Genomic DNA, 21501 nt, shown 5'->3' on the forward strand with positions numbered 1-21501 from the left:
AAAAGGCTAATTAGCCATTTATTTTACTATCACTATGATTTTTAGATAAAAAATGGCGACCATGTGGCCACCATTTTCGTCATCATATTAACTTAATATTTACATTTCCGGTCAATGTTAGGCTTCTAGCGCCTTGGTGATTTTCTCAAATAAATCTTTGGCTAAGTTATCTAATTTTGACACTTTTTCAAGCTCGGTACGGATCAATTGCTGGCGAGTCTCATCAAACTGACGATATTTCAGTAATGGGTCAATCATACGTGACGCTACCTGTGGATTACTTTCGTTTAAGAACAATAAAATCTCAGTGGCAAACTGGTAGCCCGATCCATCAACAGCATGGAAATTGACTGGGTTATTATTAAAGAAAGCACCCACTAAACTGCGAGTACGGTTTGGATTTTTTAAGCTAAAGGCACTGTGATCCATAGTGGTTCGGATCATAGATAACGCATCTTTAGCAGGGTTAGTACCTTGCAACATAAACCATTTATCCATCACTAAACCATCATGACTCCACTTGTCACTGAAGGTTTTCATTAAAGCTTCACGGCAAGTCAGTTGTGCTTGGTTAGCCGCGCTCATTGCCGCCATAGTGTCGGTCATATTATTGGCAGATTCAAACTGTTGGCAAACTAATGACTCACCAATGTCGGTCGTCGCAAGGTAAGATAAACATACATTACGTAGCGAGCGTTGGCCAATTGCCGCATGCTCAATCGTGTATTCGCTTTGCTTTAAGCTGTGATACGTCGCGGTTAATTCATCAATTAATTCAACCGCTAAGGTTTGCTTAATAAAACCAAGCGCCGCATTAATGGCATCGACATCGACCGGTTTGTACCAGCCTGCAACTTCATTTTGACTTGGCAAGGTTAGCATTTCAGCAATAAACGCAGGCTCAAGTTCGGCGCTTAAAATCACGCCTCGAAACGCATCAATCACATTATCATTCAGTTCAAATGCTTGGTTTTGTTGATAAGCTGCGATATTTGTACGTAAATATTTGGCGATCAGATTTTGCCCTGCATCCCAACGTGCAAACTCATTTTGAGCGTTAACCATCAGGAACATTAACTCTTGATCTGAATGATCATAAGTGAGTTTTATTGGCGCTGAAAATTCACGTAGCAAAGAAATAATCGGTTGCTCGCTAACATTTTCAAACACAAAACTTTGTTGATCTTGTTTAAAATCCAATACGTTATCACATGGCGAACCTTGTATTTGCAATGGAATAATTTGACCATCAGCTTGATACAATTCGACATTCATTGGAATATGCAGCGCTTGCTTTTGGGGTTGATCTTGCGTTGCTGGCGTGTGTTGTTCAAGTTGTAGCGTAAAGGTTTGCTTGTCTGGATTATATTGAGTGGTTGCAGTGACATTTGGCGTACCCGATTGGCTATACCATAATCGGAATTGGCTTAAATCCACACCCGAAGCCTCTTCCATTGCCGCGACAAAATCATCACAGGTTGCCGCCGTTCCATCATGACGTTCCACATACAGTTGGATGCCTTGTTGGAATTTCTCTTCGCCTAACAATGTGTGGATCATACGGATCACTTCACTGCCCTTTTCATACACAGTTAATGTATAGAAGTTATTCATTTCTATGACTTTTTCAGGGCGAATTGGGTGCGACATTGGGCTTGAATCTTCGGCAAATTGTGGGCCCCGAATAATGCGTACATTGTTAATACGGTTGACCGCGCGCGAGCCTAAATCAGAAGAAAATTCTTGATCACGAAAAACCGTTAAGCCTTCTTTCAAACTTAATTGGAACCAGTCACGACAAGTAATACGATTTCCGGTCCAGTTATGGAAGTATTCATGCCCAATGACCGCTTCAATGCCTAAATAATCGGCATCGGTTGCAGTTTGATCATTGGCGAGTACATATTTGGAGTTAAACACGTTTAACCCTTTGTTTTCCATTGCGCCCATATTGAAAAAATCAACTGCTACGATCATGTAGATATCTAAATCGTAAGCCAGTCCAAAACGTTGTTCGTCCCACTTCATGGCATTGATAAGTGATGCCATTGCATGAGGGGCGCGATCTAAATTGCCTTGATCAACGAAGATCTCAAGATCGACTTTTCGACCGGTTTTAGTGGTGAATTGATCGCGTAATACATCAAATTGTCCTGCCACTAAAGCAAATAGATAAGAAGGTTTTGGGTGTGGGTCTTGCCATTTAACCCAATGACGACCTTGCTCTAAATCACCGCTATCAATTCGGTTACCATTACTCAATAAGTATGGATTTTCCGCTTTATCAGCGATCACTGTGGTGGTGTATTTGGCTAACACATCTGGGCGATCAAGGAAGTAAGTAATGCGTCTGAATCCTTCCGCTTCACATTGAGTACAAAATGCGCCGCCCGATTTATATAAACCTTCTAATGCGGTATTAGCCGATGGATTAGTTTTGGTTTCAATGGTTAAGGTGAAATTGTCAGGCAGATTATTGATGGTTAGGTTTGTTTTGCTTCGTTGGTAATCTTGCCATTTTATGTCATCAACTTTAACGCCCACCAATTCCATGTGTTCACCATCTAAAGTCAGGCTATTGCAGGTGCCAAGTTTGATCACTTTAGATACCGCAATAACCGTGGTGCTGTCATCAAACAGATCAAAGGTTAAATCAAGATCGGTAATGGTAAATTCTGGAGAGGTGTAATCGTTACGAAATTTTGCTTGAGGCAGCTGGCTCATTATTCTTCCTTTTGAGTAGTTTCCATGCGTCTGAACCTTGTTAAATGATCACAAAAAAGTCAAATGTTCACAAACAGAGTGGCGCAATATTGAATCGGATAATTCTAACCCTTTTACCCGTAATCACCTTGAAGGCCATCACAGATAGGCTGATAAAAGTTAGATTTATTGCTACTTCCATTCTTGCATAATTGTTTGCTTATTCCCAGATTCACAGCAGTAAAAGTATGCTAATTGGCCAACAGATAAAATATTCGCTTGGCTGAGGATATTTTAATTATCGATCCTGCTACTCATCATCTCGTTGAAAGGCAATGTACATATCAAGATCATTACTCGACAAGATCAATTGCTTGGCTTGCAGACTAAATTGTGAGGTTTGTTCACCATCTTGAAAAATAAACGAAATATTATTATCTTCAATGTAATACACCCCTTCACGGGATTTTATCGTTCCATCTTGAGTCATGGAATGAATGGAGAAATAAAAATTGGGCTCTAACTGCAAGGTAATATGACTGAGTTGACTCGAAGCAACATCAACCCCACGAATGTAAGTGCTTTGCCAATAACCCGATAAATGAGCAGGGAGTAATTTAGTAAAAGCGACACCATTGAGTAGTAGTTTATGCGGATTGACTCGATAACTATAAATTTGTGGATCATGCGAATTCGGTCCTAATGTCAGCACCCCATCATCGACGGTAAAATCCCCTTGCCAACTATCGACTGATTTATCCTTACGTTTAATCGCGATGCTAAAGCGATAATTCGATTCAAGTTGCAAACGAATATAAAGAAAATCATCTGGCAACTCGTCTGGCATTGGATTTAACACAACCCATTGCCCAATCAAAAATGGATTTTCAAATAAGAACATGTCCATTTTCTTTGGCGCATCAACAGTGGCAGCACCTAAACTGAGCGAACATAAAAGGATCATCATACTTTTCAACATACGCCTATCACTACCAAATTTAAACACGGTAGTTAAAGTTTAGGCTATGTGATTTAACTCGCAAATTTGTTTGAACTACAATTTTTTTGACGCATAAAAAAACGAAGCCGGTGAAAATTCACTGAGGGCTTCGTTTCTATTTTACTTATTTTGATCGATGAGAAAAAGTTAACTGTTACTCATATCGGCAGTTATCGCTACCGCTTCATCAAGATAAGCATCGGGAGCTTCGTAATCTTTAGGAACATCTTCTAATGTTTTAAACGTTGGTTTACCCGCCGCTTTTTCACGTACATTAATACGATCCAGTTTTAGTTGATCTTCTTTATCCGACTCTTGCTCGCGGAATTTTTCATTTAAAGAGATGGTGGTATCGTCTTTTTCAGCCTGATACTTTTTAATGTCTTCTTTAATGAAAGTAAATTCACGATCATTGGCAATACGCGCTTTATGTTCAGCGATAAGTTTGGTCACCAGCGATTGTTCATCACTTGGCGTCACCACAGTTTCATAATTTGCTTTTGCAATTTGATCCCACGGCAAGGCATTATCTTCAACACTTTCACCGGTATCTTCAGGTAAAACGGCGGCTGGGAACGCAATGTCCGGTGCTACGCCTTTACGCTGAGTACTGCCACCACTGATGCGGTAGAATTTTTGAATAGTGTATTGAACAAAACCTAATGGCTTATCAAAGTTATCATAGATATGCGTTAATGAGCGATGCTGTTGAACCGTACCTTTGCCGTAAGAGTTTTCACCGACAATAACGGCGCGATCGTAATCTTGCATTGCGGCGGCAAAAATCTCTGACGCTGAGGCGCTGTAACGGTTAATTAATACCGTCATTGGGCCATCATAGTTTTCGATACCGTCATTATCACTGTCTACATTAACTCGGTCATAACTATCACGCACTTGGACCACCGGCCCTTGAGTAATAAATAATCCCGATAATTCAATAGCTTCGGTTAATGCGCCACCACCATTGTTACGTAAATCCACCACCACACCGTCTACTTTCTGTTTATTCAAATCCACCAGCAATTTTGCTGTATCTTTGGATAAACCAACATAGAAGCTTGGTACTTCAAGTACGCCGATTTTCTTACCGTTTTGTTCAATCACTTTGGATTTCACTGCGCGGTCTTCTAAACGGATTTTATCTCGTACAATTGTGACAACGTGACTTTTGGCGTTTTTACCCTCTGGCAGTATCTGCAGATTAACCTTAGTGCCTTTTGGCCCTTTAATTAATTGCACCACATCATCCAAACGCATGCCGATAATATCGACCATTTTCTTGCCATCTTGGCCGACGGCAATAATTTTATCACCTTCTGCCAATTGCTTAGAACCCGCAGCCGGACCGCCAGTCACAAGAGAACGTATCGTGGTGTAATCGTCATCGGCTTGCAGTACTGCACCTATCCCTTCAAGCGATAAACTCATTTCTGCTTGGAATTCATCGGCTGAACGTGGTGACAAGTAACTGGTGTGGGGATCGATTTGGCGAGCAAATGCATTCATGTAAATTTGGAATACATCTTCACTGTGCGCTTGAGTAATACGTTTGATGGCATTGTTATAGCGCTTAGTTAGCAACTCTTTAATTTCCGGCCATTTTTTACCGGTTAATTTTAAGTTTAATGCATCGTATTTAACACGTTTGCGCCATAACTCATCAACTTCTGCTTCGTTTTGTGGCCATTTGGCTTTTGAACGATCCAGCTCCATTTTCTCATCAGTATCAAATTTGATTTCATGATCTAATAAAGTTAGTGCGTAAGAATAACGTTCATATCGACGTTTCATCGATAAATTGAACATATCAAAAGCGGCTTTAGTGTCGCCAGATTTCAGCTGATCATCAATCTCACTTTCAAATGGTTTGAAAGCATCAATATCTGATTGAGTGAAAACATTACGACTGTAATCGAGAGATTCTAGATAACGATCAAAAATACCTTTTGAAAAGGCATCATCAAGTTTGAAGTGTTTATAGTGAGAACGAGTAAAGCGAGATGCCACTCGTTGACTGGCAATAGCATGCTGAGCCTCAGCCGTTAATACCGGAATCTGAGACTCTTTAATTTTAGCTTCAGCCGCCAAAGCTGAATTTGCTGTTAGCACAAGGCTAACAGCAAATAGTGACGCTTTTAATCGGAAATTCATGCGTAGGATTATCCCCTTTATACGCGCAAGTGCTCCGCTTTCACGACCATTTGTAAGCCGTTAGCAAGGCGAACACGAACATCATCCTTGTTAATTTCGACAATAGTTGCAGCCATATTGCCCTGACCCATATTAATATTAATATCGCTACCAAGAACAATTTCATCAGCATTTAACGCGCGAGTTTCAACAACTGCAGGTTTTGCTGGTTTTGCAACTTTCGCTTTTGGATCTGTTTTAGGTTTACGTGGCGCTTTTGGAGCAGCTTTGGCTTTCGCTTTAGCGGCTGCAATTCTTTCTTCTCGGTTTTTATCCGCTTGTTCTTTACGACGAGCTTGAACGCGAGCTTTGCTTTCAGCGAGTGCTGTTTTAGCATGCTCAACATGTTCTGCTTCTAACTCACCACACGCATTACCATCAAGGTCAACACGTTCTGCACCAAGTTTTACACCGTGAAGGTAGCGCCAAGATGACGTGTACTGACGTAATGCGGCGCGCAATTGAGTTTTGCTCACTTTCTCGTCTTCGCTTAAACGCTCTGCAAGGTCTTGGAAGATACCAATCTTTAGAGGCTTAGCTTCGCCTTCAAGGGTAAAGCATAGTGGGAAACGTTCAGCAATATACGCAATAACTTCTTTGCTGTTTTTTAACTTTTCAGTGTTTTCCATGGGGGGTCCTGGTTAATGCGGGTAAATTTCCGCACGGGTGTTCATAAAATTATTTTGGCTATTATAGTGAGATGGAAATGAAAAACCACCTGCATGTGCAAATTATCGTGGTGAAATATGCTTTTGAAGGATTATTTCTACCTGTGCCATCAAATCTGACAAGCCTTTTTCATCTTCGGCACTAAATCGGTCAAATAGTGGGCTATCAATATCCAATACCCCTACTATCTCATTATTAATGGAGAATGGGATCACTATTTCTGAATTACTTTGAGCATCACAGGCAATATGGCCAGAAAATGCATGTACATCTGCCACTCGCTGGATTGCATTTTGTGCCACGGCACTGCCACAAACACCACGGCCAACCGGAATGCGAACACAAGCAGGATTGCCTTGAAATGGACCTAACACTAACTCATTGTCTTTAAGCATATAAAAGCCGACCCAATTAATGGATTCCAGCTCCATATTCAATATCGAGCTAATATTAGCTAGGTTCGCAATAAAATCAGGTTCTGATTCGATCATCGCGACCACTTGCGCGGTTAAACGTGAGTACAACTTATTTGACATGCTTCACTTCCATATTTTAACTAATTCCGTACAATGTCAATATTACAAATAGGAATTATTATCACTCATGAATACTAATAATCAACCTATAATTAACCAGTCTTGGCTTATTACTCAAGTAAAACAGCACAAAAGAAAACTGATTGCTGCAAATTTAATCGCGATAGTCGCCACCATTCTCAGTGTCCCTATCCCGTTATTAATGCCATTAATGGTCGATGAAGTGCTATTAAATCATCCATCGACTGGCATTGAAGTGATGGATCATATTTTGCCAACATCATTGCACACCCCAGCAGGTTACATTGGGCTGGCCTTTGGATTGATCATTTTAATGCGCACTGGCAGTCAATTGTTGAATATTCTACAAAGCCGTCAATTCACTTTAGTGTCAAAGACCATTACTTACCAGATCCGCAGTAAAATGATTGATAAATTGGGCTTAATTAGCATTCAACAATACGAAACTCGTGGTAGTGGCAGTATCAATGCCCACTTAGTCACCGACATTGAAACTATTGATAAATTTATTGGTTCCACCTTAAGTAAATTTGCCATTAGTTTCTTAACGGTATTGGGTACTGCCGTCGTTTTGTTATGGCTTGATTGGCGTTTGGGCTTGTTTATTTTACTGGTGAATCCTTTGGTGATTTACTTTTCACGCAAACTGGGCAGTAAAGTTAAGCACCTAAAACAAAAAGAGAACCAGTCTTTCGAGCGTTTTCAAAATCGTTTAGTTGAAGTTTTAGATGGTATTTATCAGTTGCGCGCGGCCAATAAAGAATCGATTTACCTACAAGAATTAAAACAACAAGCCAATCACATTCGTAATGACGCCGATCAATTTGCTTGGCAATCTGAAGCCGCAGGCAGACTCTCTTTTTTACTGTTTCTGCTCGGTTTTGAATTATTTCGTGTGGTTGCCATGCTAATGGTGGTGTTTAGCGATCTCACTATCGGGCAAATCTTTGCTGTATTTGGTTACTTGTGGTTTATGTTAGGTCCGGTACAAGAATTATTAGCGGTGCAGTTCTCTTGGTACAGTGCAAAAGCGGCCTTACAACGCATTAATAGCTTATTGCAAATGGAAGAAGAGTATCGACCTATCTCTACCACTAACCCTTTTGTCTCAAGCGCCAGTGTCGATGTTGAACTTCATAATGTTGACTTTGCTTACAATCTCGATCAAAAAGTTTTACGTCAACTAACATTAACCATACCAGCCGGCAAAAAAGTGGCGCTGGTTGGGGCTAGTGGTAGCGGTAAATCCACTTTAATCCAATTACTTATTGGCGTTTATCGCGCACAAAGTGGTACAATTTCATTCAATCATACCGATTGCGAAAAAATAGGGTTTGAAATTATTCGAGATCAAATCGCAGTTGTGCTGCAAAACCCTGTTTTATTCAATGATACTTTGAGGCAAAATCTGACTCTTGGTAGTAAGCACGATGATAATGCTTTATGGTATGCACTCAATCTGGCGCAACTCGATGATGTTATTAATCAATTGTCGGATGGGCTTGATACTCAAATCGGTCGTCAAGGGGTGCGATTATCCGGCGGACAGCGACAAAGACTGTCGATTGCCAGAATGTTATTAACCGATCCGAAATTTGTTATTCTCGATGAAGCAACCTCGGCATTAGATACTGCCACCGAATCTCGGCTTCATCGCGCGATGAGTACATTTTTAGCTGGGCGTACCACCTTAATTGTCGCGCATCGATTATCGGCCATAAAACAAGCCGACCTCATCTATGTACTCGAAGATGGGCAAGTGACACAAACCGGCACTCATGGGGAGTTGCTCAATCAACAAGGACTTTATCAAGCGCTTTATGGCACAAGTAATATTGAACGTGGTCAGTCAAATCCTGCCACTGAAATACAGTTCTGATAAACACGCCTACGTTATTTCGCTAGGATCGCTTTGTGACCTCTGAACCCTCCGGCCAGTTAGAGAATATAAAGGACAATAACAAGCAAGGTGCTGTTTTAGCGCCTTCCTCGTCAACCTCTGCTTTCAATATTAAGCAAGCACAGATTATTTGCCCTGTTTGTGAGATCAAAATTTCAACTCTCGAACTACCACAAGGCAAAAATGCACACTGTCCTCGCTGTGACACTCAACTTTATCGTGGCAGTCATAAACCGTTAAGAGACAACTTATTTCTCGCATTGACGGGATTGTTGTTTCTGATCCCTTGCTTGTTTTTTCCCTTTGTGACCATTCGACTGTTTAATATTAATTTTTCCGCTAATTTAGTCAGTGGTTCATACGCGTTAATGAAAGAAAGCTCCGTTATTCTCGGCTTTATTGTGTTGTTTTGTAGTGTATTAACCCCGTTAATTGTCTTTGGAACCGTCATCACAGCCCATTGGGGACTCACCCGTCAACACTTTACAATATTCAAGTATTCTCTACTGATTTTTCAACGCTTAAAACACTGGATGATGCTAGATGTGTTCCTGCTCGGGATTGCTATCGCCTTCTTTAAATTAAGCGAGTACGCCACGATCACACCAAAAATGGGCCTCGCCTGTATTTTCTTAACTCAAATTGTGACCATTTTTTTATTATCTCGTTTGAGTGTGAGCCGTTATTGGCAACGTTGGCAGTCATCCGAGCAGTTTCAATTTGATGATGTTCAAACTCATTGTCATCACTGCCACTTATCTCAACCAGAAAGCCAGTCATGTGTGCGTTGCGGTTTCATCATTCATAAACGTAAGCCCAATTCAATTCAAAAGACGTGGGCATTTTTGATCACCGCAGCGATTCTAATTTTACCGGCAAACTTGCTGTATATTTCGATTTTCTACAGTAATGGTAAACGCTATGAAGACACGATTTTTTCAGGCGTTATCTCGTTTGTGAAAAGTGGCATGCCAGAAATTGCCTTCATTATTTTTGTTGCTAGTATAGCGGTCCCTATCGCAAAAATTATTGGTTTGATTTACATTTTGATCGGCATTCAGTTTAAGCACGTCACAGATTACACTCGAAGGATGAAAATTTACTTATTTGTAAAGTGGATAGGAAAATGGTCCATACTGGATTTATATGTTATCGCCATCACCATTGCTTTGGTTGACCGCGATCAAATTCTTGATTTTTTACCCGGCCCCGCTGCAATTGCGTTTGCCGGTGTTGTTATCCTAACCATGCTTGCCGCAGAAAGCTTAGATCCCCGCCTCATCTGGGATGATTCTGCTTCAAACACACCACAAAAAGAATCACTACATGAAAAATGAGCAGCCCCCTATGAATAAAGTCACGGTCAAAAGTGAACGTAAAATATCACCATTATGGATCTTGCCATTAATTGCCCTGTGTTTGGCAGGATGGCTTGGTTATAAGACTTACTCTCAAATGGGTGAACGCATACAAATCCACTTTTCTGATGCTCAAGGTTTAGTTGAAGGAAGGACCACGATCCGTTATCAAGGTTTAGAGGTCGGAATTGTTAAAAAAATCAGTTTATCGGATAATTTAAAAGATATTTATGTTTCTGCCGACATTTATCCAAAAGCCAGCCAACTCCTTTCTAAACATACCCGTTTTTGGTTAGTCAAACCTCAAGCCAGCCTAAGTGGTATCACAGGTCTTGATGCTTTGGTGTCTGGTAATTATATTGCCATCGATCCTAATAATTCGGAAATAAACAAACCGTCGAAAAATTTCTCGACCAACTATACTGCCCAAGCCGAAGAGCCGATGGATATTCGCGCTCAAAATGGTTTTAATCTCACCTTAACCTCGAAAGATTTAGGCTCCATCTCGGTAGGCTCTAAAATCATGTATCGCAAGATCCCGATTGGCGAAGTCACTAATTTCACTTTATCGAAAGATTCAAGTGAAGTTAAAATTAATGTCTCGATTCAAAAGAAGTACGCTCACATTATTAATTCTGACAGTCGTTTTTGGAATGTCAGTGGCATGAATACCAGCGTTGGTTTTAATGGTATCGACGTACAACTAGAAAGCTTAAATGCGCTACTCACTGGCGGCATTGCGGTCGATTCGCCCCAAGATGGCAAATCTATCTTGCCAGATAGCGTTTATCGTTTATACCCAGATATAAAAACCGCTGGGCGTGGTACTCGCATCAGCATGACATTACCCGATAAAAGTAAAGTCTCGGCCAATGCTCCTATCATGTACAAAGGTATCGAGATCGGTCAAATCACCAATGTGCGTTTATCTGACGATAAAGAATCGGTTAGAGCCTCTGCCGCCATCCAACCTGCTTTTAATGAAGTGTTAAACCAAGGCTCACAGTTTGTTTTAGAAGAGCCAAAACTGTCGTTAACCGATATGGAAAATGTGTCGAATCTGATCACCGGAAACTTCTTAACTTTAGTCCCTGGCGTTGGACCAAAAATTCGCCATTTCGATGTTATTCGTAAAAATGATTTGTTACGCACCAAAAACCTCACCACGCCAATAAGGTTAACCTCGGATAATACTTATGGACTCGAAGCTGGCACCCAAATTCTTTACAAAGGGATCCCTGTCGGCAATGTAAACAAAGTATTTTTACAAGACGATAAAGTGATCTTTGATGCCCAAGTCAATTCTCAATATGCCAAATTAGTTAAATCACAAAGTCGATTCTTTGTTAGCGGCAGTGTTGATGCTCAAATTAATGGTATGGGACTCAGTGTTTCAATGCCACCAATGAAACAATTATTAGCCGGTTCGATTAGCTTTGATAGCCGAGGCTCAGGCACTATCAATAATCAATACCACCTTTATTCAAGCAATGCTTTAGCCGATCTAGCAAAATATGAAACTTCTGGCACCACTAGCTTAACCTTGCTTGCACCGAAACTTCCCTCAGTATCCAAAGGCAGCCCTATCCTTTATCGCAACCTTCAAGTGGGTAAAGTATCAAGCTTTAAACTGGTCGACGGCGGAGTTAAAATTTATATACGTATCGAGAACCGTTATCAACACTTGATCACGCCTCATACTGTTTTTTGGAATTACTCAGGTATTAAAGTGGATGCCAATTTAAGCGGCGTTAGCGTGACCACGTCACCTTTAGCATCGTTAATCAAGGGCGGTATTGCATTCGATTCAGTAACTGGTGTCGAAAACAAATTAAATGCTAACTGGATATTGTACGACGATTATAAATCCGCTCGTCAATTTGGCCGTCAAATCACCTTAACGACTAAACACAACAGCACGGTTAAGAAAGGCATGCCAATTAAATATCAAGGTGTTGCGATTGGTGAAGTCACCTTTGTCCGCCCTGACTTTAAGTTAAACAATGTTGATATTACCGCGCGTATCTTCCCTGAATATGTAGCAAATATTGCCAAACAAGGCAGTCAGTTCTGGGTGGTATCCCCTGAAATTGGCCTTGATGGCGCTAAAAATATCGACACTTTATTAAGTCCTTATATTCAAGTGCAACCGTCGACTAGCACAACGGCCAGTTATAAATTTAATTTAAATACCCATCCGCAATCACCAGCGGGTGTGACTTTTTACTTACAAAGCTTAAGCAAAAAGTCATTAAAGGTCGGTACTCCTTTGTTATATCGTGGTTTTGAAGTTGGCCGAGTGTCGGCTGTGGAGTTGGGACCATTAGCCGATCGCGTGATCACAACCTTAGAAGTTTCCCCTAAATATGCTTACCTTGTGCGTAAAAACTCGGTTTTTTGGGATATTTCCGGGGTCAATGTTAGCATTGGTTTATCAGGCGCCAATGTAAAAGCAGGCACTATGGACAGTATTTTGCACGGTGGCATAGCCTTTGCAACCCCAGAAGAAGATGAGTTAGCACCAAAAGCCGTTGCTAAAACCACCTTCTTATTACATAAAGAACCTCAACCAGAATGGTTAACGTGGCAAAAAGCGATACCTCATTAATGGTCGCTAACTATAATCAATAACATAATTACAATGCAGCCATTTTTTGGCTGCATTTTTTCGTAATAAAGCATAAAATCGCTGCGTCATTTTCTAGTACTCCGAGGCTATTTTGCACCCTAACGTTAAGCTGCCATCTGAATTTTTATCTTTAGTCGAATCCACCATGCCGTCTCATTTAAGCATGGAAGACTTTATTTCGGCCTGCCAACGTCCATTGCGCCGTAGCATTCGCGTCAATACCTTAAAAATCTCCGTTAGCGATTTTTTATCTTTAGCAGAAAAAAAACAGTGGACACTCGAGGCCGTGCCTTGGTGTGATTGCGGATTTTGGCTTGATCGCGCCGACGAAACCGTTCCACTGGGAAATACCGCTGAACATCTCTCCGGTTTATTTTATATTCAAGAAGCCAGTTCGATGTTACCGGTTACCGCGTTATTGGATAATAATCAGCAGCTTGATCTGGTTCTCGACATGGCCGCTGCTCCAGGTTCTAAAACCACTCAAATCGCCGCCGCAATGAAAAATGATGGCGCGTTGGTGGCAAACGAATACTCTGCTAGCCGAGTAAAGGTACTGAGTGCCAATGTGCAGCGTTGTGGCGTACATAACACCGCATTGACTAACTTTGATGCCCGTGTGTTTGGCGGATGGCTTTCTGAACAGTTTGATACCGTTTTACTCGACGCTCCCTGCTCAGGCGAAGGCACTGTCCGAAAAGATGCCGATGCGATGAGCAATTGGAGTTTATCTTCGGTCAGCGAGATAGCCCTCACCCAAAAAGATTTAATTGAAAGTGGTTTTCATGCCTTAAAGCCCAATGGCACGCTGGTGTATTCAACCTGCACATTAAACCTGCAAGAAAATCAACAAGTCTGTCAGCATTTAAAACAGACCTTTGGCGATGCGGTGGAGTTTCAGCCTCTAGGTGAATTATTTAGCGGCGCAGATCAAGCAATGACCGAAGAAGGCTTCTTGCATATTTACCCACAGATCTTTGACAGTGAAGGTTTTTTTGTTGCTAAAATCAAAAAACTTGCTTCTGTCACACCGCCACAAGTCAAAAAACGTTTGGGTCAGTTTCCATTTGAAAAAGCGCCTGAAAAATTAGTTTTAGATCTGCAAAACTCATTAGACGATACCCTCGCACTTTCTATTCCCAACAGCAGCGAAGTTTGGATCCGAGATAAAGAAGTGTGGTTATTCCCAAGTGCTATGACTCACATGATCGGAGAACTTCGCTTTGGTCGTATTGGGATAAAATTAGCTGAGATACTCAAGCCTTCCAAAAAGCCAAACCAATCACCGTTTCGCTGGCAACATGAAGCGATTATGGCATTAGCCAAGCCAGGTAATGTCACAATGGTTGAATTAAGCCAAGCAGAAGCACGTGAATGGTTTATGGGGCGCGATGTACGGCCTAACCAAACCGGTTCGGGTGAGGTTATTGTCAGTTTTGAACATCAAGTGATTGGACTAGGTAAATGGGTTAGCAACCGGATCAAGAATGGGCTGCCGAGAGAACTGGTGAGAGATAAAAACTTATTCTGATTTTTTAAGCCAATTAGCTTTGCACCAATTAGTTTTGCACCTATTCGCCTTGAATTAATTGATTTTAAAGCGATTGATTTTGAAACGAATAATTCTTGCCGTTATTAATTTTAAACCAATATCGATTGATACCACTTTATGCCGTGTTAGGCATACACAAATTCAATCGATATTGGAATAATTAGAGCGCGAAGGTTAAAGCCACAACCCCATCATACTCATTATAATTTACGCTTATATTTCTTCCATAAAGTGCATTTCATTGGTTAACACACCCGCTTTTTCGCGATGTTTTTCTGTTGCTGGTGATTTTATAAAAGCTTTGGCCACCTTTACATTTTCAACTTTAAAAATGATAAAGACGTTATTGGACTCTCCTTTCCATACGTTTTTTAGTATTAAGCCTGCTTCCTCATAAACTACTGTGCTGACGCGAAAAAAATCCTGCCAAACTTGATAGTCTTGTACTGATTGACGACAAAATAGATACATAGAGAACCCTTACTTCAAAAAAATACTGCCCCGTATATGGTGCAGCGGTGTGCATTAAAATCCAATCGCACACAGGTTTCAACCCTAAATGAAAAAAGATTGATGTAAAACAATTTACCGTTATTCACATGTCCACAAAACAATCTATTTATCATGAAGATACAATCGAACAACGTTTTAATTTAAAAATAAAAACACAGTTAAACATGATAATTTACCCTTAGCCTCTAGATTTAAAGTTGGCTTACCTGTCACTGGTCGATTCAATATCTTATAAAGAGAAAAAACGCATAACATTGACTGCTATGCGCTTCATTTAGGATAATGTATTTAAATCTAGCTTGTGAAACTTAGATTTCGAAACGAATACCAACACTGTAGAAGTTTTCGTCAGCATCGCCGCCGAAGTTAGTGCTTTTATTCGCTAAATCAACACCATTGTCGCCATCACGGATTTCGTAAGTAGTGTAAATAGAAGACATTGCCGTTAGTTTGTATTGAACTTCGAAAGTAGTATCGTTTAGCTCTAAACCATCACCGTCGTCATTTTGTAGGTTACGGTAACCGGCACGGAATGCCCAATCATCGTTTAAGTCGTAAACCGCGGTGAATTCCATTACTTTATCAGTACTCTTATCAGCGTAGATACCGTCAACTTCATCTTGAGAATACAATGCACCTAACATTAATTTGTTTAGGTAGTAACGTGTGCCCACGCCCCAGAATTGGTAATCTGCATTTGGATTATCATTTGAATCGTCAGCTTCAGTTTTTTGATATGCCACAACAGGAGCTAATGTACCTGCAGCGCCCATATCAATGGTGTAACGAAGCGCGGCATTGTAACCATAATCCAGTGCTGAAGTGTCATTACCGAAAATATAACCGGCAGAAACGTCTAAGTTACCAATGGTGTTTTGGTATTGCAGAGTGCCGTCTTGACGGAAAACTTGTACTGCTGTTTTATCAACCATACCTGCCTGACGCGCCATAGACACATCTGATGTTGCGAACACATCACCAATGTCAGTAAACATGATCAAACCAGAATCAACACGACCGCCTTTAATTTTACCGTATTCATGTCCATCGATACCGGCCCATACATAACGAGCGGTTAAATCAGAAGATTTTGGATCTAATGAGTTAGCGTATTCCGCTGCCCCAACTTGATATTGTGCTTGACCGATAACGTCAGCATGTTCATTAATAGTTTGAGAACCACTAAGGCCGATACGTCCATCAAACACACCACGAGTATCTTGATCGTTGGTACCTTTGTTTGTGATGTTGTAACCCAAACGGCTGTATAAGTTTACATGAGAACCGTCTTCTGCTTTATAGATATCAGCAGCGCTGGCTGCAGTGGAGAGAAGTAATGCAGGGATTAATGTAGACAGTAGTAACTTTTTCATCATAAAACCTTTAATTATTATACTGTTTTAACCAGCGGCATGCTGATTAAAATCGAATGACTTATCCAAACCTTGTTCTATTTTTTGACATGAATTAAGTTCAAAAAATGAATGCGCTTCCATGCAACCATTTGATACTAATAGAATTATCAATTCCAGCCATAATTTATTCGCCTTTCAAAAGAGACGCTATGAACTGGAATGGCTACAATTTAGGATAAAGTTCCCCTCCCTGCCAAATTTTTTTATTGAAAAGTGTCATAAAAGTGACCACTAACCAATAAAACATCGTGCATAACCGGTGAATGGCACATATTACGATCAATTAATTAACAATTTATCTACCTGTTTATTTTTGTCACGAATTAATTGATTTAAGGTCAATATCAATGTTTGAGTAAGATATGGATGATTATTTAGGAGCTAGTTAACAATCCATCCTATCGTAGGAGCTTTATTGCACTGGATAAGATTGTTTATAATTCAAATAATTTACAATGCGAATAATGAAACTAAGTAATTATACTCAGTGCATTTCTCAATTTTTAGGCACAAAAAAACCTCCGAAGAGGCTTTTGTACAAGAACGTCATGCTTAACTCTGCACTTGAGATTAATCGTTCAAGTAGATACCATCTTTTTCGATACGAATTTTACCGTCTTTATACAAACCGCCGATGGTCTTTTTAAAGGTGCCTTTACTGGTTCTGAATACGGTAAAGATCGCTTCTGGGGTCGACTTATCACTTAATGGTAGGAAGCCGCCTTTGGTTTGTAGCACATGCATCACCTTTTCACTCAGGTCATCCATTTTTGCTACACCAATTTTTTGCAACGATAAGTTAATGCGGCCATCTTCTCGGATCGCTTTGATATAGCCTTTTAATCGCTTACCAACAAATAACTTACCAAACACATCCGATTTAAAGATCACTCCCCAATGCTCGCCATGAATAATAGCTTTAAAACCAAGGTCGGTACGCTCGGCAATCAACAATTCAACTTGCTGATTAATCTCATAATTGGCGGGGGTTTTATCTAACAGTTTATTGAATTTAGTGGTACCCACAATGCGGCCCGATGCCGAATCCGAATAAACATACACCAGAATATTTTGTTCTTCGTTTAGAGGTACACGCTGGTTACTAAATGGGATCAACAAATCTTTTTTATCAATTCCCCAATCAACAAATGCGCCAATATTATTGACCCCGACCACATGCATCATGCCCCATTGCCCTACTTGAGCGATCGGAGTTTCTGTGGTGGCTGACAATTGATTATCTGAATCAAAATACAACATCACATCGACATCACTACCCACCTCAATACCATCGGGTGCGAACTTGTTTGGCAGTAATACTGAACCGAAATCATCGGCATCAAGGAAGTAACCAAAATCGGTTTTTTTAGTGACATTAAGGGTGTTGATTTGACCAATATTAATCATGGAGGCTCTTTTTGTTTTTACGGATAGTGATAATGTCGTCCTTTATGCTCATACTGAAATAAAGGGCGACTAAAAATGACCATCCAATTATACGTGATTTACTCATGATTACGTAAAGTAAATCCGATTATTTTATCTTGTTAACCTTTCTAGTTTGCCGCTAGTGCCTTTACCGACAAAGTCAGTTCAAAAATAGCCACGGGATCCTCCCCATTTAAGGTAGGACACAGCGCGGTAATGGTGACAGGTTGATTGACTCGCCCCCCCGTTTTCACTGTTTCGGCTAACATTTGATCAATCAGTTTGCCGTCGTGACACACAAACACCACGTCATCTTCTGGCCGAGCTAAAAACTCAGCTTTCACTGCTTTAAATGCGAGTGAGATTTTTTTCCCCATCTGCTCAGATTTACTAATGGCTAAAAATCCCCCTGCGGCATCTGCGCCCACCGCCAATGCGCCAAAATACATACTATTAAGATGATTTTTAGTCGGTTTATTTAACGGGATTTTTATTTCAACCGTTTCTTGGGTGATCTTAATGATCTCAGGTTTGCAATAGCCGATCATCGGTACAAGTTGCTCTCCAAAATAACTAAGATGCTGATTTGCGGTTGTTAGAATATCCATTTCTATCCCTCTTATTTTTATTCGATTTAAGATCTCACCATGTCGGACCAGTTAACGTTTAATTAACATCCAAGTCAACGGACAAAGTTCTAAGTTGTTAAGCGCATAAAAAAACCGACCTAATAAATGGTCGGTTTGTGATAGCGCTTTCATTCAAATTGGAACGGTATTTATAAACCGGCCAGCACTTGCAAGCTTTCATGCTCGAGTAAAACATCTCGAATTTTTGGGTATTGGGCTAATTTCTGGCAATACACCACACAAGGTTTATTGGCTTGTTGAGCCGATTTTAGCGCCTGATGGATCAATATCACCACCGCTTCATGCTCTGGGTTAAATAATGACCCTAATGCCGCACTGGTTTGATCTGCGCCAATGGTTAATTGAGTCAGATTATTGGTATTAACCACCATGCCATCAAAATATTGCAATAAGCGATCAGCCAATAAAACAGACGCGGGTGCATCACAACAAAACAATACTTTTAAGCCATTTAATCCGCGAGGTAGACCTTGTACGGCAAGACGGTCGATAATAGTTGCAGCATCACTTAACGCTCGAACAAAGGGCACCACAATGTCAATATCCAGTCCCTTTTCTCTCAACTGTTTGATAACCCGACATTCGAGTTCAAAAGAGTGGGTATGCTGATTCGATGCAAAACGTGCGACTCCGCGCAAACCAATGGCAGGGTTAACTTCTTGATCTTCAATCTGACCACCTAATAAAGCGCTATAACGGTGGCTGTCGGTATCGGATAAACAAATTCGTATATCTTGATGCGAAGGTTGGATCGCCGAGTTGATCACCTTGACTAAGGTTTCGACAAAATGCTTATCAATGACATCGGCGCTTAATGTGTCTTCACCCACGATAGCAGACAGTTGCGCTTTGTCTGATACGCTTAACGTCTCAAGCTGTAAACCAATTTCAGGATGATAACCAATACGCTCGCAAATCAAATCACTCAACGACACAAATAAATGCTGTGCGTCTGGCAGAACGCTATCGGTGTGAGATGACAATACATCACCCAACTGTAAATTATTTGGGATCTTCCCATCGTTTGTTTGAGACATAACTACTCCATTAAATACATCTGTATACAAAGAAAATACTGATCAAACCATCACAAAACAAGCGAAAAAATCAATAGATTGGAGTAAATAGAAAAAAATAGCCTGAATTCACTCATTCTTATGGAGAAAAACCTGATTGGACGTTTATTCCCTTGGCCATTTCCGTTATCTTTAGCGGGTGTATTTTATCAATAAGACAGTCGAATGACACAAGTACAAACAGACGAACTAAGAACTCAAGCACTCGGCCCAATGCCGACCCCATTAGAATTAACTCAAGCACACCCATTGTGCGACTCTGTTGCCGAGCATATCGATAATTCTCGCCGTCAGATCGAAGCGATCCTTGCGGGGAATGACCCTCGTTTATTAGTGGTCGTGGGCCCATGCTCAGTACACGACACTGAAGCTGCGCTGGATTACGGGCAACGCTTAAATGAGCTGCAAGCACAATATAAAGATCAATTGTTGATTGTCATGCGTACCTATTTTGAAAAGCCACGCACTATCATTGGCTGGAAAGGTTTAATTTCTGATCCCAATCTTGATGGCAGTTACGCTTTAGAAGCGGGTTTAAATAAAGCGCGTAAATTGCTATTGGATATCAATACTCTTGGCCTTGCTACCGCGACTGAATTTTTAGATATGGTCACCGGTCAATATATCTCTGATTTGATATCTTGGGGAGCCATTGGCGCTCGCACGACTGAATCGCAAATTCACCGTGAAATGGCCTCAGCGTTATCTTGCCCTGTTGGGTTTAAAAACGGTACTAACGGTAATGTGAAAATTTCAACCGATGCCATTCGCGCCGCGCAATCCTCACATTATTTTTGCTCACCCGATAAAAATGGTCGTATGACAGTTTACCGCACCGCGGGCAACCCACATGGTCATGCCATTTTACGCGGAGGTGATACCGGCCCTAACTTTGATGCCGAGTCGGTAGCACAAGCTTGTCAGCAATTGGCCGATGTTGAATTAACGCCGCGTTTGATTGTCGATTTTAGCCATGCCAACTGTCAAAAACAGCATCGTAAACAATTGGATGTTGCCCAAGATATTTGCCAACAAATTGAAAGTGGTTCGACTTACATTGCCGGTATTATGGCGGAAAGCTTTATTGAAGAAGGCAATCAACCAATGACGGATCTCGATAACCTCACTTATGGTCAATCGATTACCGATCCATGCTTAAGCTGGGATGACACGGTAACCATGTTAGATATGCTCGCCGCTTCAATCAAAAAGACAGTTGTAAAATAACCAACCTATACCCAAAGTAAAACCGGTATAGCAACCAACAAATTAAGAAAGGATAAACCCATGCCTTCATTTGATATTATTTCTGAAGTAGATAGCGTTGAAGTACGTAACGCTGCGGAAAATGCCAACCGTGAACTTGATACTCGCTTTGATTTTCGTAATGTAGAAGCAAAATTTGAGTTTAAAAACGACATCGTGAAGCTTTCTGCTGAAAACGATTACCAACTGGGTCAGATGATGACTATGTTGCGCGGTCAATTGGCGAAGCGTGGTGTCGATGCTAATGCGGTCGATTTAAAAAAAGCAGAACAGACCGGTAAAATGCACACTCAAGAAGCCAGTTTTAAACAAGGCATCGAAACCGATGTAGCCAAGAAAGTGGTTAAGCTTATCAAAGAAGCGAAGCTTAAAGTTCAAGCGTCAATCCAAGGTGACAAAGTACGGGTAACGGGCAAAAAACGTGATGATTTGCAACAAGCTATGAGCGCGATTCGCCAGTCGGAACTAGAGCAACCTTTCCAGTTTAATAACTTTAAAGATTAAGCTTTCTAGTTAACATTTACGGACCTAAAAAGCCTGACTTCATTTTATTTTGAAGTCAGGCTTTTTTTATCTCTATGCTCAATATTGA

16 protein-coding genes are annotated in these 21501 nt (G+C 40.8%); 6 read left to right on the top strand and 10 right to left on the bottom strand.

Going from position 1 to position 21501, the window contains the following annotated elements:
* Nucleotides 1-117 precede the first annotated feature (117 nt).
* From pepN to GFB47_RS06015, 5 genes are all read right to left on the bottom strand, one after another.
* A complete protein-coding gene (gene pepN, locus GFB47_RS05995) occupies nucleotides 118-2724 on the bottom strand; it encodes an aminopeptidase N (protein WP_153447153.1) in 2607 nt (868 codons plus the stop codon).
* A 289-nt stretch (nucleotides 2725-3013) separates the two neighbouring features.
* On the bottom strand, nucleotides 3014-3682 hold the full coding sequence (locus tag GFB47_RS06000; protein ID WP_153447154.1) for a hypothetical protein: 669 nt from the start codon (nucleotides 3680-3682) through the stop codon (nucleotides 3014-3016).
* Nucleotides 3683-3850: 168 nt separating this feature from the next.
* Nucleotides 3851-5857, bottom strand: coding sequence for a carboxy terminal-processing peptidase (prc, locus tag GFB47_RS06005; RefSeq protein ID WP_153447155.1), 2007 nt, complete (start codon nucleotides 5855-5857; stop codon nucleotides 3851-3853).
* 17 nt (nucleotides 5858-5874) lie between these two features.
* The gene (gene proQ, locus GFB47_RS06010; RefSeq protein WP_153447156.1) at nucleotides 5875-6525 is read right to left on the bottom strand and encodes an RNA chaperone ProQ; all 651 of its coding nucleotides are present in this window, start codon (nucleotides 6523-6525) and stop codon (nucleotides 5875-5877) included.
* Nucleotides 6526-6627: 102 nt separating this feature from the next.
* Nucleotides 6628-7101 carry a GAF domain-containing protein gene (locus GFB47_RS06015; protein WP_153447157.1) on the bottom strand — a complete coding sequence of 158 codons (474 nt, stop codon included), beginning with the start codon at nucleotides 7099-7101 and terminating at the stop codon, nucleotides 6628-6630.
* Between the two features lie 67 nt (nucleotides 7102-7168).
* Here GFB47_RS06015 and GFB47_RS06020 point away from each other — a divergent pair, with 67 nt between their 5' ends.
* From GFB47_RS06020 to rsmF, 4 genes are all read left to right on the top strand, one after another.
* Nucleotides 7169-9001: an ABC transporter ATP-binding protein gene (locus GFB47_RS06020; RefSeq protein ID WP_153447158.1), complete on the top strand. Its 1833-nt coding sequence runs from the start codon at nucleotides 7169-7171 to the stop codon at nucleotides 8999-9001.
* Between the two features lie 131 nt (nucleotides 9002-9132).
* Nucleotides 9133-10359 (top strand): paraquat-inducible protein A, encoded by a 1227-nt coding sequence (locus GFB47_RS06025; protein WP_153448163.1) that lies wholly within the window; start codon nucleotides 9133-9135, stop codon nucleotides 10357-10359.
* Complete coding sequence (locus GFB47_RS06030) at nucleotides 10349-12988, top strand: MlaD family protein (RefSeq protein WP_153447159.1); 2640 nt, start codon at nucleotides 10349-10351, stop codon at nucleotides 12986-12988. The genes GFB47_RS06025 and GFB47_RS06030 overlap by 11 nt, the downstream gene beginning before the upstream one ends.
* 112 nt (nucleotides 12989-13100) lie before the next feature.
* Nucleotides 13101-14540, top strand: coding sequence for a 16S rRNA (cytosine(1407)-C(5))-methyltransferase RsmF (rsmF, locus tag GFB47_RS06035; protein ID WP_153447160.1), 1440 nt, complete (start codon nucleotides 13101-13103; stop codon nucleotides 14538-14540).
* Between the two features lie 234 nt (nucleotides 14541-14774).
* Here the strand turns inward: rsmF and GFB47_RS06040 are convergent, their stop codons facing one another.
* The 5 genes from GFB47_RS06040 to GFB47_RS06060 all read right to left on the bottom strand — a co-directional run bounded on the left by GFB47_RS06040 (nucleotide 14775) and on the right by GFB47_RS06060 (nucleotide 19604).
* Nucleotides 14775-15032, bottom strand: a complete 258-nt coding sequence (locus tag GFB47_RS06040) for a hypothetical protein (protein WP_153447161.1) — start codon at nucleotides 15030-15032, stop codon at nucleotides 14775-14777.
* Nucleotides 15033-15382: 350 nt separating this feature from the next.
* Nucleotides 15383-16447 carry a porin gene (locus tag GFB47_RS06045; protein ID WP_153448164.1) on the bottom strand — a complete coding sequence of 355 codons (1065 nt, stop codon included), beginning with the start codon at nucleotides 16445-16447 and terminating at the stop codon, nucleotides 15383-15385.
* A gap of 612 nt (nucleotides 16448-17059) precedes the next feature.
* Nucleotides 17060-17896: a CvfB family protein gene (locus GFB47_RS06050; protein WP_153447162.1), complete on the bottom strand. Its 837-nt coding sequence runs from the start codon at nucleotides 17894-17896 to the stop codon at nucleotides 17060-17062.
* A 149-nt stretch (nucleotides 17897-18045) separates the two neighbouring features.
* On the bottom strand, nucleotides 18046-18525 hold the full coding sequence (locus GFB47_RS06055) for a PaaI family thioesterase (protein ID WP_153447163.1): 480 nt from the start codon (nucleotides 18523-18525) through the stop codon (nucleotides 18046-18048).
* A gap of 170 nt (nucleotides 18526-18695) precedes the next feature.
* On the bottom strand, nucleotides 18696-19604 hold the full coding sequence (locus GFB47_RS06060) for a putative PEP-binding protein (RefSeq protein ID WP_153447164.1): 909 nt from the start codon (nucleotides 19602-19604) through the stop codon (nucleotides 18696-18698).
* A gap of 204 nt (nucleotides 19605-19808) precedes the next feature.
* On the opposite strand from GFB47_RS06060, the gene GFB47_RS06065 reads away from it, so the two are divergent.
* Entirely contained in the window at nucleotides 19809-20870 is a 1062-nt protein-coding gene (locus GFB47_RS06065) for a 3-deoxy-7-phosphoheptulonate synthase (protein ID WP_153447165.1), read from the top strand.
* 60 nt (nucleotides 20871-20930) lie between these two features.
* The gene (locus GFB47_RS06070; protein ID WP_153447166.1) at nucleotides 20931-21413 is read left to right on the top strand and encodes a YajQ family cyclic di-GMP-binding protein; all 483 of its coding nucleotides are present in this window, start codon (nucleotides 20931-20933) and stop codon (nucleotides 21411-21413) included.
* Nucleotides 21414-21501: the final 88 nt, after the last annotated feature.

This window comes from Vibrio algicola, from assembly GCF_009601765.2.
Classification (GTDB): domain Bacteria; phylum Pseudomonadota; class Gammaproteobacteria; order Enterobacterales; family Vibrionaceae; genus Vibrio; species Vibrio algicola.